This window comes from Microbulbifer hainanensis, assembly GCF_014904735.1.
GTDB lineage: Bacteria > Pseudomonadota > Gammaproteobacteria > Pseudomonadales > Cellvibrionaceae > Microbulbifer > Microbulbifer hainanensis.
On record NZ_JACZCR010000033.1, the window covers coordinates 56,581 to 83,537 of the forward strand.

General features: G+C 58.9%; 26 protein-coding genes. 7 read left to right on the plus strand and 19 right to left on the minus strand.

Annotation, left to right across the window (positions count from 1 at the left end):
• Nucleotides 1-32 precede the first annotated feature (32 nt).
• Nucleotides 33-458 carry an ExbD/TolR family protein gene (locus IG168_RS13535; protein WP_193164940.1) on the plus strand — a complete coding sequence of 142 codons (426 nt, stop codon included), beginning with the start codon at nt 33-35 and terminating at the stop codon, nt 456-458.
• A 122-nt stretch (nt 459-580) separates the two neighbouring features.
• Here the strand turns inward: IG168_RS13535 and IG168_RS13540 are convergent, their stop codons facing one another.
• Nucleotides 581-1,363 (minus strand): tryptophan 2,3-dioxygenase, encoded by a 783-nt coding sequence (locus IG168_RS13540; RefSeq protein ID WP_193164941.1) that lies wholly within the window; start codon nt 1,361-1,363, stop codon nt 581-583.
• 129 nt (nt 1,364-1,492) lie between these two features.
• Between IG168_RS13540 and IG168_RS13545 the strand changes: the two genes are divergently transcribed.
• From IG168_RS13545 to IG168_RS13555, 3 genes are all read left to right on the plus strand, one after another.
• Nucleotides 1,493-2,740: a Zn-dependent hydrolase gene (locus tag IG168_RS13545; RefSeq protein ID WP_193164942.1), complete on the plus strand. Its 1,248-nt coding sequence runs from the start codon at nt 1,493-1,495 to the stop codon at nt 2,738-2,740.
• A 107-nt stretch (nt 2,741-2,847) separates the two neighbouring features.
• Entirely contained in the window at nt 2,848-3,771 is a 924-nt protein-coding gene (locus tag IG168_RS13550) for a dimethylarginine dimethylaminohydrolase family protein (RefSeq protein ID WP_193164943.1), read from the plus strand.
• Between the two features lie 112 nt (nt 3,772-3,883).
• Nucleotides 3,884-4,663: an enoyl-CoA hydratase gene (locus IG168_RS13555; protein WP_193164944.1), complete on the plus strand. Its 780-nt coding sequence runs from the start codon at nt 3,884-3,886 to the stop codon at nt 4,661-4,663.
• Between the two features lie 79 nt (nt 4,664-4,742).
• Here IG168_RS13555 and IG168_RS13560 read toward each other — a convergent pair whose 3' ends face one another.
• Together IG168_RS13560 and IG168_RS13565 are read right to left on the minus strand one after the other, a co-directional pair.
• The gene (locus tag IG168_RS13560) at nt 4,743-5,057 is read right to left on the minus strand and encodes a hypothetical protein (protein WP_193164945.1); all 315 of its coding nucleotides are present in this window, start codon (nt 5,055-5,057) and stop codon (nt 4,743-4,745) included.
• A gap of 73 nt (nt 5,058-5,130) precedes the next feature.
• The gene (locus tag IG168_RS13565) at nt 5,131-5,364 is read right to left on the minus strand and encodes a TFIIB-type zinc ribbon-containing protein (protein WP_193164946.1); all 234 of its coding nucleotides are present in this window, start codon (nt 5,362-5,364) and stop codon (nt 5,131-5,133) included.
• A 359-nt stretch (nt 5,365-5,723) separates the two neighbouring features.
• Here IG168_RS13565 and IG168_RS13570 point away from each other — a divergent pair, with 359 nt between their 5' ends.
• Nucleotides 5,724-7,589, plus strand: coding sequence for a sensor domain-containing diguanylate cyclase (locus IG168_RS13570; RefSeq protein WP_193164947.1), 1,866 nt, complete (start codon nt 5,724-5,726; stop codon nt 7,587-7,589).
• A 26-nt stretch (nt 7,590-7,615) separates the two neighbouring features.
• Here the strand turns inward: IG168_RS13570 and IG168_RS13575 are convergent, their stop codons facing one another.
• The 15 genes from IG168_RS13575 to IG168_RS13645 all read right to left on the minus strand — a co-directional run bounded on the left by IG168_RS13575 (nt 7,616) and on the right by IG168_RS13645 (nt 24,230).
• Nucleotides 7,616-7,936, minus strand: coding sequence for a heavy metal-binding domain-containing protein (locus IG168_RS13575; RefSeq protein ID WP_193164948.1), 321 nt, complete (start codon nt 7,934-7,936; stop codon nt 7,616-7,618).
• Nucleotides 7,937-8,014: 78 nt separating this feature from the next.
• The gene (gene glpQ, locus IG168_RS13580; RefSeq protein WP_193164949.1) at nt 8,015-9,139 is read right to left on the minus strand and encodes a glycerophosphodiester phosphodiesterase; all 1,125 of its coding nucleotides are present in this window, start codon (nt 9,137-9,139) and stop codon (nt 8,015-8,017) included.
• Nucleotides 9,140-9,279: 140 nt separating this feature from the next.
• The gene (locus tag IG168_RS13585) at nt 9,280-10,911 is read right to left on the minus strand and encodes a long-chain fatty acid--CoA ligase (protein WP_193164950.1); all 1,632 of its coding nucleotides are present in this window, start codon (nt 10,909-10,911) and stop codon (nt 9,280-9,282) included.
• A 151-nt stretch (nt 10,912-11,062) separates the two neighbouring features.
• The gene (locus IG168_RS13590) at nt 11,063-12,517 is read right to left on the minus strand and encodes a M48 family metalloprotease (RefSeq protein WP_193164951.1); all 1,455 of its coding nucleotides are present in this window, start codon (nt 12,515-12,517) and stop codon (nt 11,063-11,065) included.
• Nucleotides 12,518-12,547: 30 nt separating this feature from the next.
• Complete coding sequence (locus IG168_RS13595) at nt 12,548-13,213, minus strand: hypothetical protein (protein WP_193164952.1); 666 nt, start codon at nt 13,211-13,213, stop codon at nt 12,548-12,550.
• A gap of 12 nt (nt 13,214-13,225) precedes the next feature.
• Nucleotides 13,226-13,897, minus strand: coding sequence for a hypothetical protein (locus IG168_RS13600; protein WP_193164953.1), 672 nt, complete (start codon nt 13,895-13,897; stop codon nt 13,226-13,228).
• Between the two features lie 24 nt (nt 13,898-13,921).
• Nucleotides 13,922-14,926 carry a vWA domain-containing protein gene (locus IG168_RS13605; RefSeq protein WP_193164954.1) on the minus strand — a complete coding sequence of 335 codons (1,005 nt, stop codon included), beginning with the start codon at nt 14,924-14,926 and terminating at the stop codon, nt 13,922-13,924.
• A complete protein-coding gene (locus IG168_RS13610; protein WP_193164955.1) occupies nt 14,923-16,005 on the minus strand; it encodes a vWA domain-containing protein in 1,083 nt (360 codons plus the stop codon). The genes IG168_RS13605 and IG168_RS13610 overlap by 4 nt, the downstream gene beginning before the upstream one ends.
• Nucleotides 15,995-17,299: a hypothetical protein gene (locus IG168_RS13615; protein ID WP_193164956.1), complete on the minus strand. Its 1,305-nt coding sequence runs from the start codon at nt 17,297-17,299 to the stop codon at nt 15,995-15,997. Before IG168_RS13615 ends, IG168_RS13610 begins: the two co-directional genes overlap by 11 nt.
• A 96-nt stretch (nt 17,300-17,395) precedes the next feature.
• Nucleotides 17,396-18,190 carry a MotA/TolQ/ExbB proton channel family protein gene (locus tag IG168_RS13620; protein ID WP_193164957.1) on the minus strand — a complete coding sequence of 265 codons (795 nt, stop codon included), beginning with the start codon at nt 18,188-18,190 and terminating at the stop codon, nt 17,396-17,398.
• Between the two features lie 99 nt (nt 18,191-18,289).
• Entirely contained in the window at nt 18,290-18,547 is a 258-nt protein-coding gene (locus IG168_RS13625; RefSeq protein ID WP_193164958.1) for a hypothetical protein, read from the minus strand.
• A 10-nt stretch (nt 18,548-18,557) separates the two neighbouring features.
• Entirely contained in the window at nt 18,558-20,648 is a 2,091-nt protein-coding gene (locus IG168_RS13630) for a PEGA domain-containing protein (protein WP_193164959.1), read from the minus strand.
• Nucleotides 20,649-20,930: 282 nt separating this feature from the next.
• Nucleotides 20,931-22,496 (minus strand): tetratricopeptide repeat protein, encoded by a 1,566-nt coding sequence (locus IG168_RS13635; RefSeq protein WP_193164960.1) that lies wholly within the window; start codon nt 22,494-22,496, stop codon nt 20,931-20,933.
• A gap of 79 nt (nt 22,497-22,575) precedes the next feature.
• On the minus strand, nt 22,576-23,787 hold the full coding sequence (locus tag IG168_RS13640; protein ID WP_226876973.1) for a hypothetical protein: 1,212 nt from the start codon (nt 23,785-23,787) through the stop codon (nt 22,576-22,578).
• 17 nt (nt 23,788-23,804) lie between these two features.
• Nucleotides 23,805-24,230, minus strand: a complete 426-nt coding sequence (locus tag IG168_RS13645; RefSeq protein WP_193164961.1) for a hypothetical protein — start codon at nt 24,228-24,230, stop codon at nt 23,805-23,807.
• Here IG168_RS13645 and IG168_RS13650 point away from each other — a divergent pair.
• Nucleotides 24,229-24,630: a hypothetical protein gene (locus IG168_RS13650; RefSeq protein ID WP_193164962.1), complete on the plus strand. Its 402-nt coding sequence runs from the start codon at nt 24,229-24,231 to the stop codon at nt 24,628-24,630. The genes IG168_RS13645 and IG168_RS13650 overlap by 2 nt on opposite strands.
• Before the next feature lie 15 nt (nt 24,631-24,645).
• Nucleotides 24,646-25,371 (plus strand): hypothetical protein, encoded by a 726-nt coding sequence (locus tag IG168_RS13655; protein ID WP_193164963.1) that lies wholly within the window; start codon nt 24,646-24,648, stop codon nt 25,369-25,371.
• Here the strand turns inward: IG168_RS13655 and IG168_RS13660 are convergent.
• Nucleotides 25,286-26,584: a tetratricopeptide repeat protein gene (locus tag IG168_RS13660; RefSeq protein ID WP_193164964.1), complete on the minus strand. Its 1,299-nt coding sequence runs from the start codon at nt 26,582-26,584 to the stop codon at nt 25,286-25,288. The genes IG168_RS13655 and IG168_RS13660 overlap by 86 nt on opposite strands.
• Nucleotides 26,585-26,957: the final 373 nt, after the last annotated feature.

Here is a 26,957-nt window from a genome sequence, read left to right on the forward strand (position 1 = left end):
GCCATTCGCATTAGCTAACTGTACGGTGTTTTATGAGTAGACGACGCGGTAAGGCCGTAGAAGAGGAAAAAGCCGATATTGACCTGACGCCCATGCTGGACGTTGTGTTCATTATGCTCATCTTCTTCATTGTGACGGCGTCCTTTGTTAAAGAGAAGGCGCTGGACGTCAATGTGCCTGATCCGAATGAGACCCAGACTAATCCGCCCCCGCAGGACAAGCAGAACATTCTGCTGACCGTCACTGCCAGTGACGAGATCTACATGGGTCCCAGCCGTATCGACACCCGCGCAGTGCGCGCGCGTATCGCGCAGCTGTATGCGGAGAACCCTCAGGCGATCGTGATAGTGCGGGCGGACAATAAGTCCAGTGCCGACACCTACGTTCAGATCGCCGACGCGGCGAAGGAAGTGAGCCCGAACATCCAGGTCTCCCTGGTGCCCTTCGAAGGCAAGTAACTGTTCCGGGTTTACCCACAAAAAAGCCAGCTTCGCGCTGGCTTTTTTTATGCCTGTAAATCGGTGGGTTCCTCTTGATAGGGGGCGGCCAGTGCAAGCCGCGCCCCTCTCGAACGCTCGTATCAGAACTCCGAGCGAATCGCCCAAAGATCCGGGAAGACCGGGCGGAACAGGGTGTTTTGCAGATAACCCACACCGCTCGAGCCACCGGTACCCATTTTGCTGCCAATGGTTCTCTCCACCATTTTCACGTGGCGATAGCGCCACTGCTGCAGTGAAGTATCGATATCCACCAGCGCCTCGCAGATTTCGCTTACCAGTGGGTCGTTGCGGTAAACGTCGATCAGTACTTTCTGGACGGCGGTGGAGGGTTCGGCCACCTGACTGAAATCTCTATTCAATTCACTTTCCGGAATCTGGTGTCCCTCCTTGGCGAGGAACTGCAGGAAGGCATCCCACAGCGTCGGCGCCTGCAGGCGCTTCATCAGGCGCTGGTAGTGATCTGAGCCGGGCGCGTAGTTCTCCAGTTTCTTCGGATCCTTGGCGCCGTACAGAAATTCCAGCTCGCGGAACTGGAATGACTGGAAACCGCTGGCAGTGGACAGGCGATCGCGGAAGGACATGAATTCCAGCGGCGTCAGGGTTTCGAGAATGTCCACCTGCTGGATCAGCGTGCGGTAAATCGCATCGACGCGCTTCAGGGTGTGCTGGGCGCGATTGCGCTCGCCCCCGTTGAATAGGCGCACGAGAAAGTCCAATTCGTGCAGCAGCTGTTTGAACCACAGCTCGTAACTCTGGTGAATGACAATAAATAGCAATTCATCGTGCTCGGGGCCGTCGGATAGGGGCTGCTGGCACTTCAGGAGGTCGTCTACTTTCAGATAGGAACTGTAGGTAACGGTCATGGGAAGATAATACCTGGTTGTATTTTGAGCAGCGGCGAAATAAAACTCTCTTTGAGCGGCGCTGATCAAAACTAAAATTGCGGATAAATCAGTAATATTGGGGCCATTATAAGGTCTGGAGCTCTCCGAATGGAAAACACCGCCCAAACACTGCGAATCAACGGTCGCCGCCTCTGGGACAGCCTGATGGAAATGGCTCGCATCGGCGCCACCCCCGCCGGTGGCTGCAACCGTCAGGCACTGACCGATGACGATAAGCGCGGACGCGACTTGTTCGTCGGCTGGTGCCAGGAGATCGGCTGTGAGATTCGTGTCGACCAGATGGGCAATATCTTCGCCCGTCGCGCCGGCAGCGATGATTCCCTGGCGCCGGTCATTACCGGTTCACATCTGGACACCCAGCCCACCGGCGGCAAGTTTGACGGTGTTTATGGCGTGCTGGCCGGCCTCGAGGTCCTGCGTACCCTGGCGGAGCAGGGGGTTCAGACCCGGGCTCCGCTGGAGGTCGTGGTCTGGACCAATGAAGAGGGCGCGCGCTTCTCCCCGGCGATGATTGGCTCGGGGGTCTGGGCGGGTGAATTCAGCCTCGAATACGGTCACGGGCGGGCGGACAAGGCCGGTAAAACCATCGGCGAAGAACTCGAACGTATCGGCTACCTGGGCGAGGAGCCGGCGCGGCCGAAACCCATTGCTGCGGCCTTTGAGGCACATATCGAACAGGGACCGATCCTGGAAAAGCAGGATCAGGTCATCGGTGTCGTCACCGGTGTGCAGGGGATTCGCTGGTACGACGTGACATTCCACGGCACGCCGTGCCATGCCGGCCCTACACCGATGGCGGATCGCCGCGATCCGGTACAGGCTCTGTCGCTTCTGTGCGAGCGCCTGTACGGCGAAGTGAAGGCTTACTCCGACGATGCCCGTATGACCTGTGGCGATCTGCGCGCCGAGCCCGGCAGTCGCAATACGGTGCCGGAGAAGGTCGTGCTGGCACTCGACCTGCGCCACCCGCAACCAGAGGGGCTAGAGCACCTGCACCGCACCCTCTACCGGCTCGCCGAGCAGGTGGAAGAGGCCACCGGTGTGACCATTGATGTACGCGAAGAATGGCATTCGCCGCCGGTGGCGTTCGATGAAGACTGCATAGATGCGGTTGACCGCGCTGTGCAATCCCTCGGTTACAGCCACCGCAAAATGGTTTCTGGAGCTGGCCACGACTCAGTGTACGTGTCCCGCGTGGCGCCGGTATCGATGATCTTTGTGCCCTGTGCCGGTGGCCTGTCGCACAACGAAGCCGAGTCCGCGGAGGCGGAGCACCTGGAAGCCGGCGCCAACGTGCTGCTGCAGGCGATGCTCGACCGGGCCGGTATTGCCTGATCCGCTTTACAGCGGGAGGACAAAAAGCGACGCCCTAAATAAGAGTCGTAAGCGAGCGCTTACCTTTCTGGCGTCGCACTTCAAACGACAACCTGGAATGAAGACCGATGACTGAATTTACCCTGCGCCGCCGCGAAGAAAACGGCGGCACTAAGCCACTGGAAAAGTGGGGCATGGATTCCGAGTACGGCCCGCTGCGCGATGTGCTGATCGGCCCTGTGGACAATTTCAGCTGGCGCACCGGTAACGCCAGTGCCCGCCGCGCCGAGCGCCTGGGCATGACATTCGATCACCAGGTGGCCGTGGCCCAGCACGCGGAAATGCTCGATGCCTACCGCCACGCGGGCGTGAATACACACCTGATCCCGGCGGACAGCAGCCTGCCGTACCAGATCTACGGCCGCGACTCCTCGGTTATGACGCCCTGGGGGCCGATCGTGACCCAGATGTACAGCCCCTGGCGCCGCGGTGAATGGGCGCCGATCGTCAAGAAATACGCCGAGCTGGATATTCCGATATACGACGTGATCACGGCGGGCTCCCTCGAGGGCGGTGATTTTATGGTGCTGGAACCGGGCGTGATCCTGTGCGGCTACTCCGGAGAGCGCACCAGTCCGCAGGGCTTTGAGCAAATGAAGCGCTGGGTGGAAAAAGAGGGCTGGGAGGTTAAGGGCTATCCCTTCGATCCGTTCTTCCTGCATATCGACGTCATGGTGGCGATGCTGGCGGAAAAGCTCGCGGCCATTTGTATCGATGCTGTGGAACCGGAATTGGTGCAGTGGTTCCGGAATCGCAACATCGAGATCATCGATATTCCCTTCCCGCAGGTGCTGGAGTTGGGCGTCAACGTGGTTGCCCTGGGCAACGACCGGGTCATGTTGCCGAAAGCCAACAAGGGGCTGGCGGAAAAATGTCGTGCCCACGGCCTCGAGGTAATCGACCCCGATATCTCCATGATTACTCCCGGAGGCGGCGGTGTGCACTGTATGTGCCAGCCACTGCGTAGAGATTCGGTTAGCAAGGTTGGTTGAATCGGACCTCGCGTGGCGCGCTGCAGCGGCTAACATAGGTGTCCATCAGAATCGTCCCTTTCCCGCCGTTTGCGGCGGGTAAGGGATTAACCGCGAACAACCGGAGATGCCCATGCAAAGCCCGTGTGCAGAAATCCAGGCCCAGGTCGCCGACCGCGCGCTGGAAATTACGATCAACCGCCCGGAGCGCAAAAATGCGCTGACCATGGCGATGTATTCAGCCATGGCGGAACTCCTCAACGGCGCCGCTGGCGATAGTCAGATTCGTGTGGTCATCCTCTCGGGTGCCGATGGGGCTTTCACCAGTGGCAATGATCTGATGGACTTTCTCGGCGGTTCCGCCACCGGTGAAGATTCGCCTGTGTTCCAGTTCATGCTGGCCCTGTATAACTTCCCCAAGCCCGTTGTCGCCGCAGTCAACGGTCCGGCGGTGGGCATCGGTACCACCATGCTGCTGCATTGCGATATGGCGTTTGCGGGAGACGACGCGGTCTTCCAGATGCCATTTGTGAATCTGGGCCTGTGTCCGGAGTATGCGTCCAGTTATTTCCTGCCGCGCATCATGGGGCATGCCAAGGCTTCCGAGCTTTTGCTACTGGGCAAGAAGTTTGGTGCCCAGGAGGCCGTGGAGCTGGGTATCTGTAACGCGGCACTGCCGGCGGCAGACACGCTCACCCGCGCGCGCGAGGTGGCCGCGGAGCTGGCGACCAGGGCGCCAGAGGCGGTGCGCCTGACCAAGCAGCTGCTGCGCAAGAGATCCCATGCCAGCGGCCTGGAGTGTATAGAGGAAGAGGCGGGGCATTTCCTCAAGCGGTTGTCGTCCGAGGAATTCCGCGAGGCCGCCACGGCATTTATGGAGAAACGTCCCGCGGACTTCTCCCGCTTCGAGTAGCCCTCGAATAGGGCTTTCTGGCAAGGCCCCGCATCGCGGGGCTTTTTTGTTGCACCCTGGTAGCGTGGGACGCACACGCTCAGCGCGAGCGGGATTTTCGCGTAATCGCGGGTTCCTCAAACGCACTGTAGTCGACCTGCTCGTAGCCCCAGTTGAGGGCTCTTTCCTGTTGCCGGTCGCCGATACTTTTGCCAAATACAGCCAGGTGTGACTCTTCCATCAGTTCTGCCAGTTCGCGATTGTTACTGAGGCCGAGGAAGACCCCCGCCTGCATGAATCCTTCCAGGCGATGGCGTTCCACTGCCGGCGTGCGATAACCGCACTTATTGGCAGAAAACATCCGCGCCAACCGTGCTTCCACTTCTGCCAGAAACTGTGTTTGGTCGATCTGCATGGCCACTCCTGCGCAGTTATTGGTATGGCAAATAATATGCGTTTTTTTCAGCGACGTGCACGTTCGACAAATGTCAGAAGTCAAACAGCTCGGTAATCAGGTTGCGCTTCTGCTTGTGCACGACGGGTTTTTCGGGCGGCTTCGCATCGCTGTCGCCGGAGGGGAAATCCGCAGCCGAGCGCTCGATGATTTTTTCCAGCTCGCCACGATCCAGCCAGATGCCTCGGCAATTGGGGCAGTAATCGATTTCGATACCGTTACGGTCTTTCTGTAGCAGGACTGCATCACTGCACGACGGGCATTTCATGGTGGACTCCTTGTCGGTAGTATTGAGAGCGACCGGCCATCGATAAATGCCTCCGCCCTTAGCAAGGTTATACCAAGAGCGGCGGAGGTGGGCGCGGGATTATTGCGATCGCATATTGCGACATTGCAGACGTGGTTGATGGTGACCTCTGGCTGCCTAAGTTGCCATTAATGCATATTTTTGTCGCTTGAGGCCTATTCTGCGCTGTCGGCCTGTATATGTGCGATGAGTGGTCTTATGTTTCCCGAAACAAGTGTAGTAATCTCTACTACACACGAAAAAAAGCGTGATGCGGTCAACAAGGATTTTGTGACACAGTTATCACTTTTCCATTTGCCAGGCCGTGGGCCGATAGAACAATGACAAGAACAAGATTCCGCACCGGTCCCTGGGGTATCCCGGCTTTAAATGTCGCTAAATTTCTGACAGCACTGCTGTTGATCTGTGCCGGTAGCGCCTCTGCCGCCGCGCCGATCCAGATCGGCCCTGACGAGGACGGAGACCTGTACACCGGGCAGGCAGAAGTCTGGCACGAGGAAGGGGATCGTAAATCGCTGGAGGAGGCACTTAGTGCTTTAGCGGTTGGTGACTTCCGGCCACTGCCGGGCGCGGGTTCTACTGGACTGAAAAAAGGGGCTTTCTGGTCGCATTTTTCGTTGCACAATCCCACCGACCAAGCCGTTGAGCTCAATATCGAGTACGTTGACCATCAGCTGATCGAGCTGACCGCGTTTCGACGTGACGCCGCCGCTGCAGACAGCGATTACCGGAAGCTCGCGGATATGTCGATGCAGGCGCCGTTTGACGAGCGCCTGGTACCGAGCAACCGCTTTGTTTTTCCGCTGACTCTGCAACCGGGGCAAACCCAGGAGTTGCTGGTCCGGCTCAGTTCGAACGAAATTGGCTACGTGTACCCCAGTATGCGTATCTGGAGCCCGAAAAACCTGCGCATCAGTCATACCCTGGAAACTGGGGTGGCGGCTTTCCTGTTCGGCGGCTTTTTCCTGATGTCGCTGTTTTCCCTGGTCGCGGCGATTTCCACCCGCAGTCGCACTTTCTACGCCTATTCGCTCTATTCCCTGACCAAGATTATTGCCTGGGCGACTATTTTGGGGTTCACCCATCAATACCTGATTCGCACAGGGTTCCGCTGGAGCTATATGTCCATGGCGGGCGCGGTCAGCATCCTCGCCGGGCTCAACTTTGCCCGTATTTTCCTGCATACACACCGCTACACCATCTGGCTGGATAAGCTCATGCTGTTGATGCTGGCCAATGGGGCAGTGTTGTTTTTCAGCGCCCTGCTGGAAATCAAAGCGCTGGCGCTGCTGACGATTACGATCGCGCTGTTGCTGTATCCGGTAGTGACGGTTATCGGAGTGGTGCGCTGGCGCCAGGGGTCGCGGGAAGCCGCCCTGTTCGCGGTGGCCTGGGGCCTGCTGGTGGCGAGCCTGTTTACCCAGGCGCTCCGGGACATGGGGTATGTGGAGCACCACTTGGTAAACTACTACTTGCCGGTGGTGGCTTCGTTTACCGAAATGTTGGCCATCATGGCCGCCGTGGGGGTGCGCATGCGCCGTTTGCGCCAGGAAAAGCAGCAGGCGGAACAGCAACACCGGGAGCATCTGGAAAACTCCAAGGCCGAGCTGGAAGAATTGGTGCATGAGCGCACCCGAGAGTTGGAGCGGGCCAAGCAGCAGGCCGAACTCGAAGCGCGCACGGATCCACTCACCGGTATCCGCAATCGACGTAGTTTCATTGCCGATGCCGATGAGCGTATCAAATTTGTCCGGCGCAAGGGGCAGCCATTCAGCCTGTTGATGTTTGATATCGATCACTTCAAGACGATCAATGACAATCATGGCCACAGTGTGGGTGACGAAGCCCTGTGCAGCTTCGCTCGGACCATTCTCAGCAAGATTCGCGAAACCGATATCTTCGGCCGTATTGGTGGTGAGGAGTTTGGCCTGCTGATAACGGAGGAGCGGGTCAATACCCTGCACACGGCGGAAAGGCTGCGCGACGATATTGCCAAAGCTTCACTTTCCACGCCGTCCGGTGAGCTGTGCTTTACCTCGAGCATCGGTATTGCTCACGGCGGCAGTAATTGCACCCTGGAAGAGTTGATGCAAAAAGCCGACTGCGCGCTCTACGAGGCAAAAAAACGCGGGCGGGATTTTGTCGTGGCCTACGACGAAGAGCAGTTTGAGCCGGCGCCGGGTTAACCCCGGCACTGCCGTACAGGCGGTTATCAGCGGAACCTGACGGCGGTGCCGCTGACACTGACCATCATCATCGCGCCCTGGGCGCCGACCACTTCGTAATCGATATCGATACCGAGAATGCCGTTTGCGCCCAGCTTGCGCGCCTCCGCTTCCATATCCTTGAAGGCAATCTGGCGCGCATGGGCCATTTCCTTTTCATAGGCACCGGAACGGCCGCCAACGATATCGCGGATTGAGCCGAACAGGTCCTTGAATACGTTGGCACCGAGTATGGCCTCGCCGACCACGACTCCGAGATAATCTTTAACTTCCCTGCCATCGACGACGGAGGTTGTGGTCTTCAGCATCTGTGAGCTCCAGGCATGTCCATGAATGCACTCCGAAGCCTGCCACAGGGACTACGCCCATAACAGGGCTGGCGTGCGTCAGCTGTGTTCGTTGTTAGCGTCAGCGACTACCTGTCGCGACGGAAGGCTTCGGTTATCGATGAAAGCGCGGACTTTATCCGGGTGATCGGTAAAGACACCATCTACGCCAATTTTTCCAATAAACAACCGCAGCAGGTTTTCGAAACTACCGACGGCCGGAGGTATCTGTTGTGGATCGGCGCGGAACGTGTAGGGATGTACGGCGAGGTGGTTTGCGTGCGCCTGCCGCACGAAGCTGGTTATAGCCAGCTTGCCGTCTTTGAACCCCGCAAGCATGGTGGCAGCGGGGCCGACCCCGTCAGCATAGGTCGCTATTTTTTTCAGTCCGGTCGGTGTCTGCATCCAGTCGTAATCGTAGTTCTGCAGCTGGCCGTCGACTTCCACCATTTTCTCGCCCCATTCGGTTTCGGCGATAAGCTGGATCAGCGGCAGGTCCATGTGCAATTGCGGCATTAGCTTCGATTTGATACGTTGCAGCTCTTCAGCGTCGAAACACTGCAGATAGATTTTCTGTTTGCGGCTGTGGTAACCGTATTGTTTCAATACCGATAGTGTCGTCGCGGCGATATCGCGGCCTTCGCGATAGTGAAACCAGGGCTGTTTAATTTCCGGGTAAATACCGACATCGTAACCGAGCGTGTGGTTCAACCCCTGTATCAACTCCAGTTCTTCTTCGAAGGTGGAGAGCTGGAAGCTGGATTTCCCCAGGGGAAACCGGTTCGGATACTTCGCTGTGACACTGTCCCCGCTGCGTACAAAGGCCTCACTGACATGCAGGCGTTTCAGCTCTGCCAGGGTAAAGTCGATGGCGTAGTAGCGGCCGTCTTCACGGGCCCGATCCGGATACGTTTCTGCGACATCCGTGGTGTCATCCAGATAAATGTCGTGCATCACCATCAGGTGATTGTCCTTGCTCAGCACCAGATCCTGCTCAATATAGTCCGGGCGCATGGCGTAGGCGAGTGCCTTGGCTTCCAGCGTGTGTTCGGGCAGGTAGCCGGAGGCACCGCGGTGGGCGATCACCAGCGGCCGTTGCTGCGGGAGCAACGACTCTGCGGCCTGTGAAAAGGTGGCCAGCAATACAGTGAAGATAATGTTTATGCGGACTAAGGTCTGCGCCATGGCTAACTGCTCGATGTCGGATTTATTGTTGTTTTACGCAAAGACTGTGACAGCCGTATATCAGTAAGGTGACAACAGCGGTGTTCAATAGGCAGCGGCATCGCCACCGCCGGGCCGGTAGCGATGCCGATCGGCGTCGTTTATGCCGGTGTCTCTTCCGGCCAGCGGTATTCGGCCAGTTGCTGGCGCAGATCCTTTTTACTGATCTTCCCGGTCGCTGTGTGGGGGAGTTCCTCCACCAGGATACAGTCGTCCGGAATCCACCACTTGGCCACATGGCCTTCGAACGCCCGGATTATGGCCCGGGTATCCAGAGCGGCGCCCGGTGCTGCTACGACGACCAGCAGGGGGCGTTCGGCCCAGCGCTCGTGGCTGACCCCGATGACCGCGGCTTCGGCGATACCTTCCTGGGTCATGGCAAAGTTTTCCAGTTCAATGGAGGAAATCCACTCGCCGCCGGATTTGATGACGTCTTTGGTGCGGTCCGTTATCCCCAGGTAACCCTGTGGATCGATGGTGGCGACATCGCCGGTATCGAACCAGCCGTCGCTGGTGAGCGCGGACTCTTCCGCCTTGAAGTAGCGTTCGCAGATCCAGGGGCCGCGCACCTGCAGTGCGCCAAATGCCTGGCCGTCGTGGGGTGGGGGCTGGCCCTGCTCATCGACAATCCGCATCTCCACGCCGAACGCGGCGCGTCCCTGCTTTAGGCGTCGCGCGCGAGCTTCTTCCGCCGGCAGGTCTGCCGGGACGCGGGCGTTATAGGTCCCCAGCGGGCTCATCTCCGTCATGCCCCAGGCATGGTGGGTATAGACGCCGTGCTTCTGTTCGAACTCCTCCATCACGCTCCAGGGACACGCAGAGCCGCCAACGACCACGCGGTTGAGGCTCGGTACGGTTTGATCATGTTCACGCAGGTGTTTGAGCAACGCGAGCCACACGGTGGGCACGCCGGCGGCGATGGTGACACCCTCCTCGCGAATCAGATTGCTCAGGGTTTCCCCGCATCCCATCTTGGGGCCGGGAAAGACCAGTTTGGCGCCCACGGCGGGAACCGCATAGGGCACTGCCCAGGCGTTGACGTGAAACATCGGCACCACCGGCAACACGGCTTCATCCTGTTGCAGGGCAAAAACGTCAGGCATCAGCACCCCGTATGTGTGCAGCACCATGGCGCGGTGAGAATAGAGGACGCCCTTGGGGTTGCCGGTCGTCCCGGAGGTGTAGCAGAGTGCTGCGGCGGTGCCCTCATCCAGTAGCGGCCAGTCGAAATTTTCCGGCTCCAGTGCGAGCAATTCCTCGTAACAGTGCGCGTTGGGCAGGTCGGTTACCGGCATATGGTCGCTATCGGTCAGCACGACATAACCCTTAACCGTGGTCAACTGGTCCGCCAGCGCCTCCAGTAGTGGCACGAACATCGGATCGATGAACAGCCAGCGATCCTCTGCATGATTGATGATGTAGGCAATCTGCTCCGGAAATAGCCGCGGGTTGATGGTGTGGCACACGAGTCCGCTACAGGAGGTCGCATAGTAGAGTTCGAAATGGCGGTAGTCGTTCCAGGCCAGGGTGGCGATACGGTCGCCGGGCTCCGCCCCGAGTTTCTGCAGCGCGTTGGCCAGCTGCGCAGTGCGCGCGAAAGCCTCGCGGTAGCGGTAGCGGTGCCTGGGATTGTCGGCGGTTACCGAAATGATCTCGCTATTGGGGAAGTTGGCGTTCGCGTGACGCATCACTTCGGTGAGGGTGAGTTGGGATTGCATCATCATGCCTAGCATCATCTGCTCCTTGACTGTCGTTATTGTTTTACTGTTTTTATGGTCCTGTTTACAGGCATGTCGCCGCCGCAGCGACGACCAGACCGCTCACGAGTGCTGGTGCAATGTGACATTGCGGTGACTGGAACTGCCGTTCGCAGTCGCCGCCAGATCACTGAATGATTTTGATCCACTCCCCGGGCTTGGGTTCGCCGCGGGGGTAGTAGCCGTTCAGCAGGCGCAGCTGTTCCTCGGCATAGTTGCCGATATTCATGTGACGAGCAAGCGCCGCAAAAGTGGTCTTTTCGTTGGCGCGCACATAGCGCACATGCTTTATGTCCGGCTGCACCACATCAGTTTTGCGCAGCGGGCGGAAGCTCCGAATGCTGGTCAGGAAAAGATTGTCGTAATCTTCGCGGGCCTTCTTGTCCTTGCCGGAATCTCCGTTGATTTTTCCTTCAAGAAAATACTCCCGGCTGCCGTAATAAATTACAGCAACCCGGTCGGGTTCACTGTCACTCTTTTCCGGCAGCTTGCCGGTATAGCCGGTCAGCCGGTATTGATTCAGCGCCTCATCCTGCTCAAGAGCGTGCACTTTGTAGACTTCCCGCAGCGTCATATCTGCGGGCTGGTTATTCTCGCGCTGGTCGACCTTGATGGTGATGGTGGCGGAGTTATCCGGCGCGGTCCCGACAATGGCTGAGCGTTGATTTTCCACTTTCCAGCCGTCCGGGAAGAGCAGAGAGAATCCCAGACGCTTGTGGTTGTAGCGGTTTTTTTCCGCTTCCTGCGCATTCTCTCCATAAACCAGGCCGTCCGTTTTCTCGCGGTAATACTCCACCTTGGTGACTTTCTGGTTTTCAGGCAGCTTTCCGGCCGCTTCCACTACTTCCTGCAGGCGGATATCGTTGCGAGGGTGTGAGGAAAATACACCGTGGTAGGTCTGCTGTTTCTTGCCCTCTACACGCGCACGGCGGCGGGAAAAGGTTTCCTGGTCCTTGAGCAGGCTGATGACATTGATCATTGCCTGGGGATCGTAACCGGCGTTGTACATGTACTGGGCACCGAACCGGTCAGCTTCCAGTTCCATCTCGCGGCCGTAACCCTTGACCGCCGCGGTACTCCACAGATTGGTCACATCGCCGACCACACCGCTGCCCGTCACGAGTACGGACAGTACCGATGCCACACCGGCACCGGTCGCGGCGGTTTTCTGCCGCACGGCGTGGCGCGCGGTGATATGGCCAATTTCATGGGCCAGTACCGCGGCCATTTCCGCTTCCGAATGCAGATAGGTGAGCAGGCCGCGGTTGATGTAGACGTAGCCGCCGGGCAGGGCGAAGGCGTTGATGTCCTGGCTGTCGATGATGGTGAAATGGTACTTCAGGTTCGGCCTGTCGCTGGCTGCAGCGACTTTCTGACCGACAAAATCCACATAGGCGGTCAGTACCGGGTCATTGTAAATCGGTGTGCTGTCCACCAGTTTCTGGTGCATTTCCTTACCGATCTCGATTTCCTTGTCTTCCGACATCAACACCAGGTCCGGCCGGTTGGTGGCTGGATTAAAGGCGCAGCCAGCAGTGGCGGCGATCAGGACTCCGGCGAGAATCTTATTGAAATAGTGCATCGCGTTTGCCTCCCTCGTTCAGTACGTCCGTCAGGAATTGTTATTTGCCTGGTTCGGCAACAGGAACTGCTGCAGCTGCGCTGCCATTCCCTTGCAGGCATTGGTCTGTACCCGGGCGATCAGCGGGATCGGTATCACGATTGCCGGCATATATGATGTGCCTTTGGCGTCTGCGCTCAATTTACCGGAAAGCTCCCTGTCGCGAAAATCCCAGACGGAGGCCTCGTAGTCCGATTCGTTATCCCAGGTTCCGAAACCGAAACAGCCGGCGCCGGCGGTACCGATGGAGCAACCGATAGAGCCGGCGCTGGAGGTGGTCTCCGTGGAGCCGTCGATCCAAACGATATATTTCACGCCAAAAGCCTCGAGTCGCTCGCGGACTTCCGGCACCGCCATCAGGTGGTCAAGGGATTTCAGGTGCAGCGGTGCTGTGCGAGGCTCGAACCACGGATACATGGCGTCAACAAACTGCTGCTCGGGAATCACCTTGACCCCGAGCGCCGGATTATTGAGCTTGTTGCCGACGCATTCGATCAGATCTGGCTCGGTTTCGTAATCACTCGAGTGCCGTCGTCCGAGAATGACCACGGAATCGCCTTTGGCCAGCTCGCCATTACTGCGCCGGTATTCGTCGATCACCACCGTCGTACAGCCATTCAGCAGTACCAGCGTCAATACAAATAGTGCTCTAACCACAACAACCTCCTGTTATTCCGTGGCAGTAGTGTCGGTCGGTACCGAAGTTTTCATCGATAGCGCCCGCTGCTTGTTGGCGAGCAATGCCTGCAGTTCCGGGACCTTGGCAAATCCGGTATACAGGGTGGCACCGGCGTCGCGCAGGGCGACATTAATTGCCTGGGCCAGGGCATCCTCGCGGGATTTCAGAAATGCCGTCGGCGTTTTGCCGTAGGCAGTGATGACCCAGTTGGCAATGGCATTGCCCTGCTGGTCGTAGGCGTGCATATCGTATTTGATCCACACTTCGAAAATGTTGACCCGGGTCTCCCGCGGCATGGTGAACTGCAGTTCGCGCACTTCCGGTACGATCACCAGTTCCACGTCTTTCGGCAGATTTTGTGGATAGCTGGCCAGTGGGATTGTCTCGGTAAACATGGAGCCGAGAACGGTTTCAAACAGGTTTTTCTGCGCCCGTCCCGTGTCGATTGTCCACTCATCGCGGTCTTCACTGTCTTCGTGGTAGCTGTACTTGCGGAAGTCCTCGCTCAGGTAAACACCGACGGTAAGCGGCATTTGGGTACCGACAGGCTGTGGATATTGCCCGTCGACGCGGACAGTATGCGCGCAGGCGGCGGCGAGTAATGTCGCCAGGATCAGGGTGATTTTCGCTACCTCAGAAAATCCTTTTTTCGGGAAAGCCATGGTTCACTCCTCGATCGCTGTGTACTAGCGAAAGTCGTTTAGCCCCACAAATGTTCCACCATTGCGGTAGGTGAGTTCGCGCATCAGCGCGGCAAATCTGAGTCCGGTGGTTTGCAGGTGCGGTGGGCGGGAAAACTGGATGGGGAAGCCGATCGCGTGGATGCGGATGTTGCGTTTGGCTTCGCCGTGTGCCGCGTTGACCCGGTCTACCGCCAGCATTACGTTGCGAATGGATCTTCCGGTGAATTCATCGCCCAGTACGTAAATACTGATTTTCTTTTTGGAGTCATAAAAACTGCGCACTGCCTTCTCGATACCTTCCACCGGGCTGGAATTACTGAAGGGGTTCCACGAGCGCAGTCGCTCTAGAATTGCCTGGCGGCGTCCGGGCGTATCGGGAATCCATTTGCGCCGGTAATTGGAGAACATGTAGTCCCCCATGTCGTTCATGACCTGGATTCCCTTGACGTTGGGGTAGAGGTTCAGGGTGTTGACCATCTCGTCCATCATCCGGTCCCAGCCGTAATTGAACATACTGCCGGAGGTGTCGATGATGAACAGGATGTATTCGCTGTCGACGGGGATACCGCCGATCACGTTGTTCTTGCGCTGGTAGTTTTCCCCCAGCAGGCGGCGCATTTCGTCGGTCATGGTCTGCAGGGCAACGGTCAGTTCGCCGCGCCGCTTGCCTTCTTCACTCTCACCCTCGGTCTTGCTGGCGTATTGAGCCTGGAGTGTATTGAGTTCGCCGCGCAGATTGGCGAGGCGCTTGCGCTCGATATCGAGCTGTTCGCGCTTGGCGTTCAGATCGCGGTTCAGGATGTTCGTTTCGCCACGGATTTCCGCCAGCTGGTGTTCCAGCTCCTTTACCTGGCCGTCAAGGTCTTGCTCCGCTTCCTCGAGCACAACTGGCTGCACCGTCTTGGCGATCATCAGCAGCAGTACGATGGCGCCGAAGCCGCAACAGATGACATCGAGAAAGGAAATGCTGAACTCGTCCTGTCCCCTTTTGTAGCGATTGCGTCTCATGGCCAGTCCCTCGATGGTGCCAGGAAGGAACCCTGTGTCTCCATGGCGAGTTTCCAGAATTCGCTGGCGGCGAACGGGTCGCCCTCCATCGGGGCGAGTATCACGTTGACCGGAATATCCTTTGGCAGAACTTTCACTGCCCGTCTGAACAGGTCGCGGCGGTCCTTGCCGGAGATGGTTGCCCCGCGCGGCTTTTTCATGCCCTGGGTGGGCAGGCCATCGGTAATCAGGATGATATTGTCCGGCAGCGGCGACATGGCACTGACCGCGTTGAAAACACGTTCGAGGCTGGTGCCATTTTCCGGGACTACCTTGTCGAGCTCCTTGATGGCATGGTCTAGCTGGTCGTGGTCATCCACGTTGAGCCAGCGGTCTTCGGTGCCGGGTATTGCAGCGCGAAAGCCGGTGTTGAAAGTATAAATCTGGTACTGGCTATCCTGGGGGAACTGTGCCGTGAGCCAGGATACGGTGCGCAGGGTACGCTGCCACTTCTCTGTTCCGCGTTTGACCCGGGAAGACATGTTGCGCGCGCGGATTACCTTGATCAGCTCGTCGCCGAGCATACTTGCGGAAGAGTCCACCAGTACCAGGATGCGGTTGCCACCCAGGCGTAGCCCGGTCAGGTACTGGCGATCGCCTTCCCCGACAAACTTGCGCACATTGTTGCCGAGCTTTTTGTTCTCCGCTTCCAGTTCCTTTTTCGCCTGCTCGAGCTTTTTCAGCTTATCCTGCAGGCGCTTGATATCTTCCTCTGAGTTGGTGCTGTCGATTTCGGCGATATTGCCTTTGACTTCCTTGATCTGTTCGATGATGCGGCGGGCCAATCCCTGGGTCTTGGCCAGTTCGTCACTGGTGGTGTCGAGTGTATTGCGCGCAAGAACCAAGTGCTCCCGGCCGAATTCGACCTCTTCCTGCAGCAGGTTAACCTCTGCCGACAGGTCCTGGTTTTCGGCCTTGATGTCGTGGTCGGCACCGTGCTTGATGATCAGAAAGATCAGCGCAACGGCGCCGAAGCCGCAGGACATGATGTCCAGAAACGAAAGGCTGAAGGTTGTAAACCGCCGGTTCCTACGCGCCATAGTGCTCCACGCTGATTGCGGTGATGACTTCGTCGAGTTCCGGCGCGCCAATCTTGTCGCCGGCACTCAAGTTGACCGGTGCGGCAATTTCACGGCCGTTCAGCATAAGCTTCGTACCGGCATCCACCCGCAGTGCCAGCTTCCCCGCGTGGCTGGTGATCGTTGCGGCGGGGTGGTTGGGCGGTGTCGGTGTCACCGACAGCTTGCCATCCTGCCAGCTGACAAACAGCGGTTGCTGCGCTGCCAGCGCACGGTGCCCGTAGAGGAGATGGGTCGCGGCGGCTTCCGCGGCACTGTTGACCTGCACCGCGACCTCATTGGCTGGCGCGGCACTCACTGCGTTGACCAGGGGGAGTGCGCCGGAATCGCTGTGCACTTCCTGCCAGCGCTTGGCCAATGCCTGGGCCACGGCATTGTGCGGCAACAGGTGAATGCGTTCGGCAAGCTGCGCGCCACCGGGAATTTCTGCCCAGCGGTGGGAAACGAAGATGATGCTGTTCGATTCTCTGAGGTTGTCGATCAGCGCACGCACGCGGGACAGGATCGGCGTACTGGCATCCTGTAGCTGGCGCAGGCTGATCTTGGCGGTGCGATCGTCGAGTTCGGCCATGACTTCCCCCTGCCGCATCGCGCGGTTAACCCACTGGGGCATCATGTCATAGAGCTGTTGTTCTGCTTCTGCCGAATGCAGCGGGTCGAATCGGCATTGCATGATGAAGGCGTCGGTAAAGACTCGCGCCCAGGCATCCTGGAAATTCTGCAGGCCGGAGTCGCTGACTGTCTCGGCGATATCCAGTACCGCCTGTTCGTGTACGGCCACGCGGCTCACCAGAGTCTGGTGGCGTTGCAGTTCGATATGCAGCTGGACCCCGCGCGGTGCACAGCCACCGATGCAGGCCGTGGCGGCATCCACCAGTGCCACGGCATTGACCGGGCTTTCATTGATGATGCCGAGGAGCAATGCCAGCTGTTCGCGGGTAAAGTTGCCCGGTACGGCGAGCACCACTTCTTCCGGCAGGTCACAGTGTTCCGACAGTTCCTGTAGGTGGCAGTAAGCCAGATCCGCGTGGTGGCGGCAGCGCACGTTTTCCGACTTCAATGACTCCAGGCTCAGGCGCCGCCAGAACTGGTTGTTGACCTGTGTCGGGTGGCTGCGTGCGCGCATTAGCGCGGCAGTGCCGACGAGAATTTGCTGGGGCTCGATAATCGCGACGCCGGGGCTGTCGAGCACTTCGTCGGTGCCGTTGAATACACGCAGGCCGCAGTCATTGATTTCAAGGACGCCTTGTCCCATCGGTGCTTCCTCTGTTTTTGGTGCGCAGGTAATTTTTACCCGCACGCACTATTTCTGTTTGCCGACAGCGATGGCCACACGGCCGTGCCCGCCGGATCAGCTGACCTTCAAAAAGCGCAGCAGTTTGTTGTCGCAATAATTCTGCGTATCCAACACCAGCCTCTCCTGCATCAGCTGTAGCTGGTGGGTGAAAAACATGATGACGATACTGATGACCAGGGCGACAAAGGTGGAGTTGAAAGCCACACCGAGGCTGACGGTAACCCCGGCAATATCGCCCTCGACCGCCCGGTGTGCCTGGGATAGGGCCTCGCCGATACCGCGCACTGTGCCGATAAACCCGATGGAGGGAATCGCCCAGGTGATATAGCGGACCATGGCAAGTTCGGAATCCAGGCGATCTCCCTCTGTATCACACACCTCTTTGACCGAGTTGGAGACCGCGGCGACATCGCGGGTAGAGCCGAAGCGCTGCAGCGCGGTGAGCAGCGCGCGGGGCAGCAGGTAATTCCGCTCTTCCTCGGGGAGCGCCTGGATCGGTCGCGACAGGTCGCGGGCGTCCTCGGGCAGTATCGGAGTTCCCTCACTGACATTGAGCAGCGCCTTGTCGAGCAACTGGCGCTCTCGGAAGCCGCGCCGCGCCTTGAGTCCCATGATGGCCAGGGCCCAGAGCATCAGTACGAAGCAGGACTCCTGTTCGTAGTCGCGCATGACGATGTAGAGGGAGCGCTGCTGGATATAGGTTTCGCCCGCCGCTTCGCGCGCGAGCTGCTCTTCGATTAGGGCATCCGCATTGGGGCGGATAATGGCGACGTAAATGGCATGGACCAGAATGACGGCGCCGAGCAGCGCGAACAGCTGGAACATGAAGTCGGAGGATTTGAATTTCATAATGCTTCTCGCTCTAGTCCGAAGGCGCGTCCGCTATCGCGGCGCTCGGATTCATACGGTATCAATGTCAGTGTTCATCTCTGGAATCACCTGTCGTACTCAGATATCGACGGGGTAGGAAACAGACAGGTCCTCGGAGATTTCCTCCGATGCGTGGTAGTCGTCTGCGTCTTTCGGCGTTTCTTTCTGCGCGACTCTCTTGGCTTTCGGAGGCGCAGCCGACTCAGAGGTTTGCGTTTGCGCGGCCTGGCTTTCGCTATCAGCCTGTTCTGTCGCCGCCTTGTCAGTCGCCGGTTCCTGTGCGAAAGCGGGGAGAGTTATCAGGATGCAGGCAAATAGTGTTGCGAACCATTTCATGGCTGTTCTCCTAGTTCACCCAGCGCGCCACGCGAAAGCCCACGTCGTCGCGCGGATCAGCGCCGTAATCGCGATACGAAAGCCGCAGTTCGGTGAGGCCAGCATGGCGCCAGCTGGAACCGCGGATCACGTGGTAATCGCCGTCCTGCGGTCCTACCGGGTTTTCCTCGCGGCGCATTGAGAGGCCGGTACCGATGGTATAGAGGTCGTGAATCCACTCCGACACGTTGCCACCGAGGTCGTAAATACCGAGGCCGTTGGCGGAAAACGAGGCCACGGGTGCGGTTGCTGCGTAGTGGTCGTTGTAGGTGCGCAGCACGGCGGGCAACAGCTGAGCCGCGTTGTTGTCCGCGTAGTTGCCGGAATTTTTTCCGACCGGCAGTTTGTTGCCCCAGGGAAACTTGCGCATGGCACCGCGCTGATAGCGGGCGGCCCAGGCCCATTCGGTTTCGGTGGGCAGGCGGTAGCCGTTGGCACCGGCGTCGAAACCGGTCACGCGGCCGCGCTCGGTGCGGTAAACCTGCTGGAGTCCGTCGCGCTCACTGAGCCAGTTGCAGTAGAGGGCTGCGTCGGTCCAGCTGACGTTGACGACCGGCAGGTTGTCGTTGTCCAGGCTGACACCATTGACGTGGCTGGAACTGTGCATGCGCTGAAAACGGCGGAACTCACGGTTTGTGACTTCGGTGGTGCCGATGTAGAAGGGACGGGTCAGGGCAACCTGGCGCAGTACTTCGTTGGCGCGGCGGCCCTGCTCGCGGCGCGAGGAACCCATGGTGAACTTCGCGTTGGGACGCATCAGCAGCATGGTGCCACCGGCGGGGTTGGTAATTTCTGCCGGGACCTGGCTCCAGCGTGCCTGCTCCGCCGTCAACAAGATAGCGCGGATGCTCTGCTGCAGCTTGCTGCTGGGCACGACGCTGGTCTGGTAATCCTCATAACCTTCTTTGCGCACCAGAATCTCGTGGTTGCGGGCGGACAGGCGGAAAGTCCGACCGGTGGCACCGGCCAGCTGGCCATCGATATAGACCCGGGCATCTTCGGGGCTGCTGGTAATGCGGACTTCGCCGAACACCGCATTCAGGTCGATATTCATGTCCCGCTCGGCGCCTGCGCCGATATCGACGGTGCGCTCGACCGATCCGTAACCGTCCTTGAAAAAGCGCAGCTGGTGCTGGCCGTTGGAGGCCAGGTTGAGCTCCATAGGTGTATGGCCGCGAAATTCGCCATCGACGGTCACACTGGCGCCGGACGGGTCGCTGGACAGGTGCAGGATGCCATCGGCAGCATTGAGGTCGATGGGGGTGAGCGTCTGGTCCACGCCCGCCGTTACTGCCACGGGAACCTCGACGGTCTTGTGACGCGGCATGGAGAGGCTGACGACACGGTCGCCCTGAATTAGCTCCGCATCGATCGGTGTGGTGCCCAGAGTTTTGCCCTCGACGCTGACCGTCGCGCCGGGCGGGTTGGTGGTGATGTGGATATTGGCCCAGGCGGGGCGCAGTGTGGCTTCAAAGCGCTGGGTATTGTCCAGGCCCTCGACCTCGATCTCACGGGTAAAGGGCAGGTAGCGTTCGGTGACGACGGTAATGCGTTTGCGGCCGGCGGGAATATTTTTTGCCAGCCCCTGTTCACTGGCAACTTCGGTGCCGTTGACGAGGATACTGACCGGCACCTGGGGGTCGGTGACAACCTGGATATGCCCGGGCAGTTTTTCCAGCGTCACCACGTGGCGATTGTGGCCGTCATTGCCGACGTCCACTTCACCGCTTTTGGGCAGGTAACCGGCGGCACTGATGGTATAGCTGTAGTGACCGGGGAGCACCAGGTGACCATCGCCGAGCGGCAGGGCGAATCCACTGACACTGACGTCGGCATCGGCGGGTTGGGTTTCAAAAATCAGGGAGCGGGCCACGAGCAGATAAACGAGGATAAAAGTGCCGAGCAACAGACAGGCGGTGACCGCGAGAGCCCGGGGGGACAGCAAAAGTTTCTTCCCGCCAGCTTCCACCTGTACCGGTGAAAAGCCCATGGGTTCGATGACTGAAAAACCGTCGTCCGCGCGATCGTCGTCGCGAACGGGTACCGCTTCCTTTGCTGTCATTTATGATTTCCTGTTACTGCGCACTTATCGATTTATCGCGTTTGCAGGACTTTTATCGGCGCGCACCCGGCTTGTCCGGGCGGGCCCTCCTGCATGAGCAGAGCAAGCCTTCTTCCGTGCAATACAGCTTAGCTCGCAACCGCTCCCAGCATGGGCATTTCGCTGCCGTTTGGCGCGAAAAAGATCTTTTCGCGAATACCGGCGCAACGATTCTGTCCAGCTTTTACTGTCGGCGAAAATCGTACATCTTTTGATCGGAATTCCATGGCTCGGTTCACGTTGTCAGCTGTTATTGGCACTGATTATTCTTTCCGCGCATTCAATGACGACAGTCGGCGGTTCCTCTCCGGGCACCACAATAAATTCGCGACGCACGTCGCGGTAACCGGTACGGGTTCCGACCGCGGTATAGCGACCGGGCTTCAGAGGCACTTCGCGTTCGGCAAAGTTGCCCAGGCGACCCACGTGATAAATGGTCACGTTGGTGCTGCTGTCGGATTGCAGCAATACCGGTACCGGAATGAGTGCCTGGGTGAGTGCAGTCTCCAGATCGTCGATCTGTTTTTCCAGACGAGAGGATTCCGTGCTGTTACCGATTTTGCGCGCGTCGGCGAGGACTCCGCGGGCATAGGCATTGCGTTTGCTACCCCCCAGGGTGAGAGGATCCTTGAGCAGGTCCTGCAGCTGGTCGTCCAGCTTGGCGCGGGCCTGTGCGCGGGCCTTGCCGGTGATCGCCGATACCAGGCTGCCGTCTGTTTTCAGCAGTTTTTCATAGCTTGCGACCGCGCTGTGCCAATCCTCGGATCCTTCCTGTGTCTGCGCGCGGGCAAAAAGCCGGTCGATGCGCAACTGTTCGGCGCCATTGCTGGCCTGCTGCAGGCCGATCGCCGGATCCTTGGCTTTGGGTTTCAGCGATTGTGCGCGCTTGAACGCCGTTACCGCGGCGGTGAAATCTTCGCGCGCAATGGCCGCATAACCCGCCGACATGGCTTCGCTGTAATCGCGCTCGGTAATGGCCGCCAATACCTTTGGTAGCAGAGCCTTGGCGGGACGTGTTTCCGGGTCGACCGCCAGTGATTGCTGCAACTGATCTCGCGCAGTGTTGAGGTCCTTTACGGCAAAGGCTTCCTTGCCGCCGGTGAAATATTTCCAGGCTTCCGGCAGTTTTTCCGCACGCTTTTTGCCCTTTATCCCGCGCGGGTGATTGTCAGAAATGACCAGCACAAGATCGAATGCCTTGTTGGCGGCGCCGACCTCACCGTGGTCGAGTGCTTCATTGCCTTCGGCCAGATGTTTTTCAATCCGCTCGGGAATACTGTCGCGCAATTGCTGGAAGGCGGCCAGGGATGCGCGGTACTTGTCCAGCGCCTGCTTGAATTTGCGCTGGCGATAGATGCCGTCGGCTTCTTCGGAAAGTGCGCGTGCCGCGCTGAAGTCATTGTTGGCCCAGATTTCCACCCTCCGCTCTTCCAGCTCATCCTGCAACATCAGGATTTCCTGCAGTATCTCCTGTACCTCGCGTCGCTGTTGCGCGATTTGTGCATCGGTATACGGGGAGGCAGCCTGCTTGGTGGGGGCAGCATCCTGCGGCTGAGCCGCTATGGGTACCGGCGTTACAGGTTTGGGCTTCTTAACCATTTGCGGCAGCAACCAGAAGACCGCAACAAGGCCGAGTAGCAGGGCACCGCCGATCAGGCCTGCGCGCAGTTGCCCGTTGCCTTTGGGTGCAGTGGATTTTTTGGCAGCGGCGGTGCTGGTCGCATCGTTTCCGGTGCTGTCGCGGCCGAAACTGAAATCGGCGGGCTGAATGAGCGAGTTGTCATCCGAAGACGGGTCGCGGTGTTGCATAGTGGTTCCGCTTGTCTGTGTTTATTGTCCGGGATCGGTTGGCCGCGGGCACACGCATTGTCGCGCCCGCGGCTTGCGATCAGATCTGTGTTCCCAGATCCCCGGTTTCGGCCTGGTAAATCTCTTTCAGGATTTCGCGCCACTGGCGATACTGGTTTTCCACAGATCCGGTCAGGGTCACGGTGCGGTCTTCCAGTTCGACGATGCGCGGCTCCACTTCTGCTTCCATGGAGTCACCCAGCTCCTGCAGTGCCTCGATATGCATCTTGGCTTCGGCACGGCGGTCAAAGCCGCTCTTGATCAGGTAACCGCCACCGGCGATACCCACCTGGCCGGCGGCGCGGGCGCTGCCGGCCCCTGCGCCGGCAGCGGCGATACCGCCGATGATGGCCGCCGCGCCCATGATGGTGTGGTTGCGCGCCTTGCGTTTGAGTTCGTGCATCTGCTGCACCTCTTCATAACTCATGGCGCGCCACTCCTGGTAGGGCTCCTCCATGGTTTTGACGAAAGTGCCGTAGTAGCCCTGCAGGGTGTCGACGAACAGGTAGTCGCGCTCGCGAATACGTCGCACCCGTGCCAGCATCGGATCATCTTCTGCCGGCAATGCGTTGAGATGATAGAGACCGTCATCACTCTGGGACAGGTAGCGGTCGAACGCGTGGGGAGAAAAGCTGCGCGCAAATCGCAACTCGGAAATGGTGCGCAGTTCGGCAATGTAGTCGTCCGACAATTTCTGCCGGTAGACCATCATGTCGTTGGCAATGCGGTTGTAAACGCCCTGGAATGCATCGCCCTTGGTGGGGTGCTTGCGGTCATAGGCGTAATGGGAAGCCTGTTCCGTGTACTGTTTGGTAAACCAGCGCTGGCCGCGGGAGTCGGTGACGGTCACGTCCACCGTCAACGTTTCACCATCGGACTGCACGATCCTGCCGGTGACGGTGACGTCGATATTGGTGCGCTCGCTGGGAATGACCCGTACGGCGCCCCAGCCCTGGCTGGATTGCAGCGAATCGGCCAGGGTTACGGCAATATAGCGGGATTCGGCATTGCGCAGTTCCGGAAATACGAGTTTATCCTCTTCCGCCTTGGCGGTGTCGAGGCCGGGGTTGAACTGGACAATACCCACGTCCAGCAGCCGCCCTTCGGGAATTGCCGCGTCTTCCACAGTCAGGGGCGTGTAGGCCGTGGTGCGCACATCGGTCGTGGTGCAGGCACCGAGTGTGAGCAGCGCCACCAGGGGCAGCGCACGGCGCAACGCAAAATGACCGAACCGGGAAATGGAAAAATGCATTGTGATTCCCTCCGCTATTACTTCTGCGCGTTTTTATATTTTCGATATTCCGCCCACAGTTTTTCCCGCAGCTCCGGATCTGATTCCCGCATCGCCGCCTCGCGGATCTGGCGTGCGACGACATCGTCGTCATTACCGTTGGGGATATCTGCCGGTACCACGGGGGTGGTGCCGCTGTGATTGTATTCACCCTTGCGACCGGCGGTTGCCGCGCCGGGCCCGGTAGCCTGACCACTGGAATTGTTCTGCTCGGGGCCGCTGCCGCCCTCGCCACCACCGCTGGGAGGAGGGGCGGGAAGTTCTGCTTCGGCGGATTCAATCAGGTCTTCCAGGGACTCGCCGGGAGGCACTTCGTCCATCGCTTCGTCTTCTTTATCGCCGGCGGCGGGGCGATTGCGGGCGTAGTCGCGCTCGCGCAGGATCATGCCGTCGTAGCTGGCCATGGTGGAATTGAATTCACCATCCAGATCTGCGACCCGCTCGGCGGTGGTGGCCGGTGCCTCATTGGGGGCTCCACCACTGCGACTGGCGGGGCTTCCCGCGCTGGCCTGGGCTCCACCACCCTGGGCACTGGCGGACTGGGAGGCGGGGCTGTTGGCAGAGGCGCTGCTGTCCGCGGGTGAGCTGTTCGCCGGCGAGGCGTTGCTGGCGGAAGCGCTGCTGCTGGACGCGCTACTGGATGACGAGCTGCTTGAAGACGAACTGCTGGACGAAGAGCTGCTTGAAGAAGCCGTTTTTTCCTCCTCGGAAAAGTCCACGTCCTTCGGTGGTTCGCCGTCGCTGTTGTTGGACGGATCCGGCGGCATATTGCGCTCCTCCGCGCGCCGATCGGAATCGCTGTAAACCGGTGTCGAGGGATTGTTTCGACGTGCGCTCGGGTCGGGCATGCTGTCGCCGGCGGAGCTGTTGCGCCGCGACGATTCCTCACCACTGCGCGATGCAGTCGAAGCATCGCGGCTCGACTCCTGGCCAGATTCGATGGACGGCATCGAGGTATTCGGTTGGCTGCTGCTCGTGTTCGGCATGCCCTGGCTGGAGCGGCTGGACGAGCTGCTCGAGGGCATGCTGCTACTAGCGGTCTGCGGCTGGCTCTGGCTCGACGAGCTGCTGGAACTGGAGGAGCTCGACTGGGATTGCGAGGGCGAACTGGAGGACGACTGGGACTGGGAGGGCTGCGCCGGTGGCTGCTGCTGGGTCTGCTGGCTTTTGCAGCCGGTCACCACTGCGCTGACAACGATCGCCGACGCCAGTGTGCGCCAGCCGATGCTGCGTCGAAAATCTTTGGGTACCGCTTTCCGTAGTGTCATTGTGTCTCTCCTGACGCGCTCTGGAGCGCTGTCCCATGTGAGCGATTTTTGCGACGAAAGCCGGGCGCAGCCCGGCTTGTCGCGGTGGCCGGATGCGTACATTTTCCCGACCGTGATTACTGTCTGTCTGAACTTCGACCCTTTACTCCGGTGGCAGTTTTACCTCAGGTGCAAAACGGGCGCGCCTTGCTTCAGTCAAAAACAAAACGTTGCACGATACCCACGGTATCCACCGGTTCACCATTTTCAAAACGCGGGCGGAACTTGGCGCGTTTAAGCACGTTGCGCACGCGCGAGCGGATGCTGACGGAGTCCTGCGGCTTGGCGTTCAATACTTGGATATTGCGCGCCTTGCCAAATGCCGTCACATCATAGGACACGGTCACATAGGAGTTCGCCAGGGCCTGGCGATCTTCCTCCAGCATCGGCAGGGCGGGCAGGGCGGCGGGCCGACCGAAAATATCGTCGATTTCCTGATTGGTGGCGCCGTTATCCCACAGGGCCTGATAGGCTTCGCCGTAAGTTTCGCGCGCCGAGTGCCACTTGTTAAACATCATGTACCAGTCACCCAGCTCCACTTTTGCCTTGGCAGAGGCTGCCGGTGGTGACTGCGGGTTTTTCTGGTAGACATCGACGATACGGTTGATGGCATCCTTGCCCGAACTGAAGCTGTTCATGCGGTACTGGTCGAGCTGGGAGCGCTGTGCATCCATGTTGGGACCGCCGCCGAAACTGGTGTTGATAACCACCGGTTGTTCGGGTTCACCTTTATAGGTGGCAAGGTAGTAATTGGTCGCCTTGAGTCCGCGCAGGGCGTCGACCAGGCGCAGGTCATTGGCGCCAAAGTTTTTCGTGATGATATCCACTGCGAGTTCGTAAAGATTGGTGGCGCTGATCAGGTGTTCGAACAGGGTGCCACCTTTTTCATCCACGTAGGCCTGGAGGTGCCAGCGACTCAGGTCATTGATCACCGGCAACATGCGCGGATCTTCCTCACCGTAATTGCGCTCATTTAACCAGTAGAGGTATTCCTGGTTGTCATTGGCGTCCTCCCACTTGCTGAGCGCGATCTGGCTGTCGATCATGCGCTCGATCATGGGAACCTGATTAAGGGAATAAAGTCCTTCGTTGACACGATTGATCAGCATGGCGCGACGGAATTCGCTGATTGCCTCCTCGTGCTTGCCGGCGCGCTGCAGGGCCGTGCCGAGCCCCATCAACTGTTCGTCAATTCCTGCGCCGTAGGCGCCCTGTTCCGCTTCCATCTCCTCGATGCGTTCGCGGTATTCGTCGACGGCCCGGGACGTTCGCAACTGGCGGGTCGTGGTTTTCAGTGGTTTGGAGGCCGCCTCGATAAAGGCGGGGGGTGGGGCATTGGTGTCTGCGGCGCTGGGCGAGCCGACTTCCGCGCAGGCGTTGCCACACAGCAGAGCTGTGGCTGTAAACATCAAGCCGATAGCAAACGTATTGCCGATATCTGTCTGTGTCACGATTGAACCACTTCTGTTCCATGTTGTGCTTCACCCGTTTTCACGCGGCTGCGCAAAATATACGGGCACGAACTCCGCTCGGGCACGAATGCCGCGCGGATTTTCTCTCCCTGAAGTGTGGTTCTCTCACAGTCCCTGACGGTGCCCGGAGTGATTTTTTCCGGTGTCAGGCGGAAGCTTTTTACGCCGCCACCTGTGAAATACGCGCCCGAGTCCTCGAGGGGGCTTCTGTGGGTGCGTAACTCTGAGTATAGCCAAGCGGCGTTTCCAACCTGCCAAGATTGACGGCTTTGGCGCCGAGGATTTCCCCAGTCGTGAACATAAACAGTATCACTAATTCGGTTTAGCAGTCTCGCGGGCAAATCAGGTGTGC

Bases quoted from the DNA above. Each gene is read 5' to 3' on its own strand.
- IG168_RS13535 (WP_193164940.1), top strand. From the start codon at position 33: ATGAGTAGACGACGCGGTAAGGCCGTAGAAGAGGAAAAAGCCGATATT.
- IG168_RS13540 (WP_193164941.1), bottom strand. From the start codon at position 1,363: ATGACCGTTACCTACAGTTCCTATCTGAAAGTAGACGACCTCCTGAAG.
- IG168_RS13545 (WP_193164942.1), top strand. From the start codon at position 1,493: ATGGAAAACACCGCCCAAACACTGCGAATCAACGGTCGCCGCCTCTGG.
- IG168_RS13550 (WP_193164943.1), top strand. From the start codon at position 2,848: ATGACTGAATTTACCCTGCGCCGCCGCGAAGAAAACGGCGGCACTAAG.
- IG168_RS13555 (WP_193164944.1), top strand. From the start codon at position 3,884: ATGCAAAGCCCGTGTGCAGAAATCCAGGCCCAGGTCGCCGACCGCGCG.
- IG168_RS13560 (WP_193164945.1), bottom strand. From the start codon at position 5,057: ATGCAGATCGACCAAACACAGTTTCTGGCAGAAGTGGAAGCACGGTTG.
- IG168_RS13565 (WP_193164946.1), bottom strand. From the start codon at position 5,364: ATGAAATGCCCGTCGTGCAGTGATGCAGTCCTGCTACAGAAAGACCGT.
- IG168_RS13570 (WP_193164947.1), top strand. From the start codon at position 5,724: ATGACAAGAACAAGATTCCGCACCGGTCCCTGGGGTATCCCGGCTTTA.
- IG168_RS13575 (WP_193164948.1), bottom strand. From the start codon at position 7,936: ATGCTGAAGACCACAACCTCCGTCGTCGATGGCAGGGAAGTTAAAGAT.
- glpQ (WP_193164949.1), bottom strand. From the start codon at position 9,139: ATGGCGCAGACCTTAGTCCGCATAAACATTATCTTCACTGTATTGCTG.
- IG168_RS13585 (WP_193164950.1), bottom strand. From the start codon at position 10,911: ATGCTAGGCATGATGATGCAATCCCAACTCACCCTCACCGAAGTGATG.
- IG168_RS13590 (WP_193164951.1), bottom strand. From the start codon at position 12,517: ATGCACTATTTCAATAAGATTCTCGCCGGAGTCCTGATCGCCGCCACT.
- IG168_RS13600 (WP_193164953.1), bottom strand. From the start codon at position 13,897: ATGGCTTTCCCGAAAAAAGGATTTTCTGAGGTAGCGAAAATCACCCTG.
- IG168_RS13605 (WP_193164954.1), bottom strand. From the start codon at position 14,926: ATGAGACGCAATCGCTACAAAAGGGGACAGGACGAGTTCAGCATTTCC.
- IG168_RS13610 (WP_193164955.1), bottom strand. From the start codon at position 16,005: ATGGCGCGTAGGAACCGGCGGTTTACAACCTTCAGCCTTTCGTTTCTG.
- IG168_RS13615 (WP_193164956.1), bottom strand. From the start codon at position 17,299: ATGGGACAAGGCGTCCTTGAAATCAATGACTGCGGCCTGCGTGTATTC.
- IG168_RS13620 (WP_193164957.1), bottom strand. From the start codon at position 18,190: ATGAAATTCAAATCCTCCGACTTCATGTTCCAGCTGTTCGCGCTGCTC.
- IG168_RS13625 (WP_193164958.1), bottom strand. From the start codon at position 18,547: ATGAAATGGTTCGCAACACTATTTGCCTGCATCCTGATAACTCTCCCC.
- IG168_RS13630 (WP_193164959.1), bottom strand. From the start codon at position 20,648: ATGACAGCAAAGGAAGCGGTACCCGTTCGCGACGACGATCGCGCGGAC.
- IG168_RS13635 (WP_193164960.1), bottom strand. From the start codon at position 22,496: ATGCAACACCGCGACCCGTCTTCGGATGACAACTCGCTCATTCAGCCC.
- IG168_RS13640 (WP_226876973.1), bottom strand. From the start codon at position 23,787: ATGCATTTTTCCATTTCCCGGTTCGGTCATTTTGCGTTGCGCCGTGCG.
- IG168_RS13650 (WP_193164962.1), top strand. From the start codon at position 24,229: ATGGTGGAATTGAATTCACCATCCAGATCTGCGACCCGCTCGGCGGTG.
- IG168_RS13645 (WP_193164961.1), bottom strand. From the start codon at position 24,230: ATGGCCAGCTACGACGGCATGATCCTGCGCGAGCGCGACTACGCCCGC.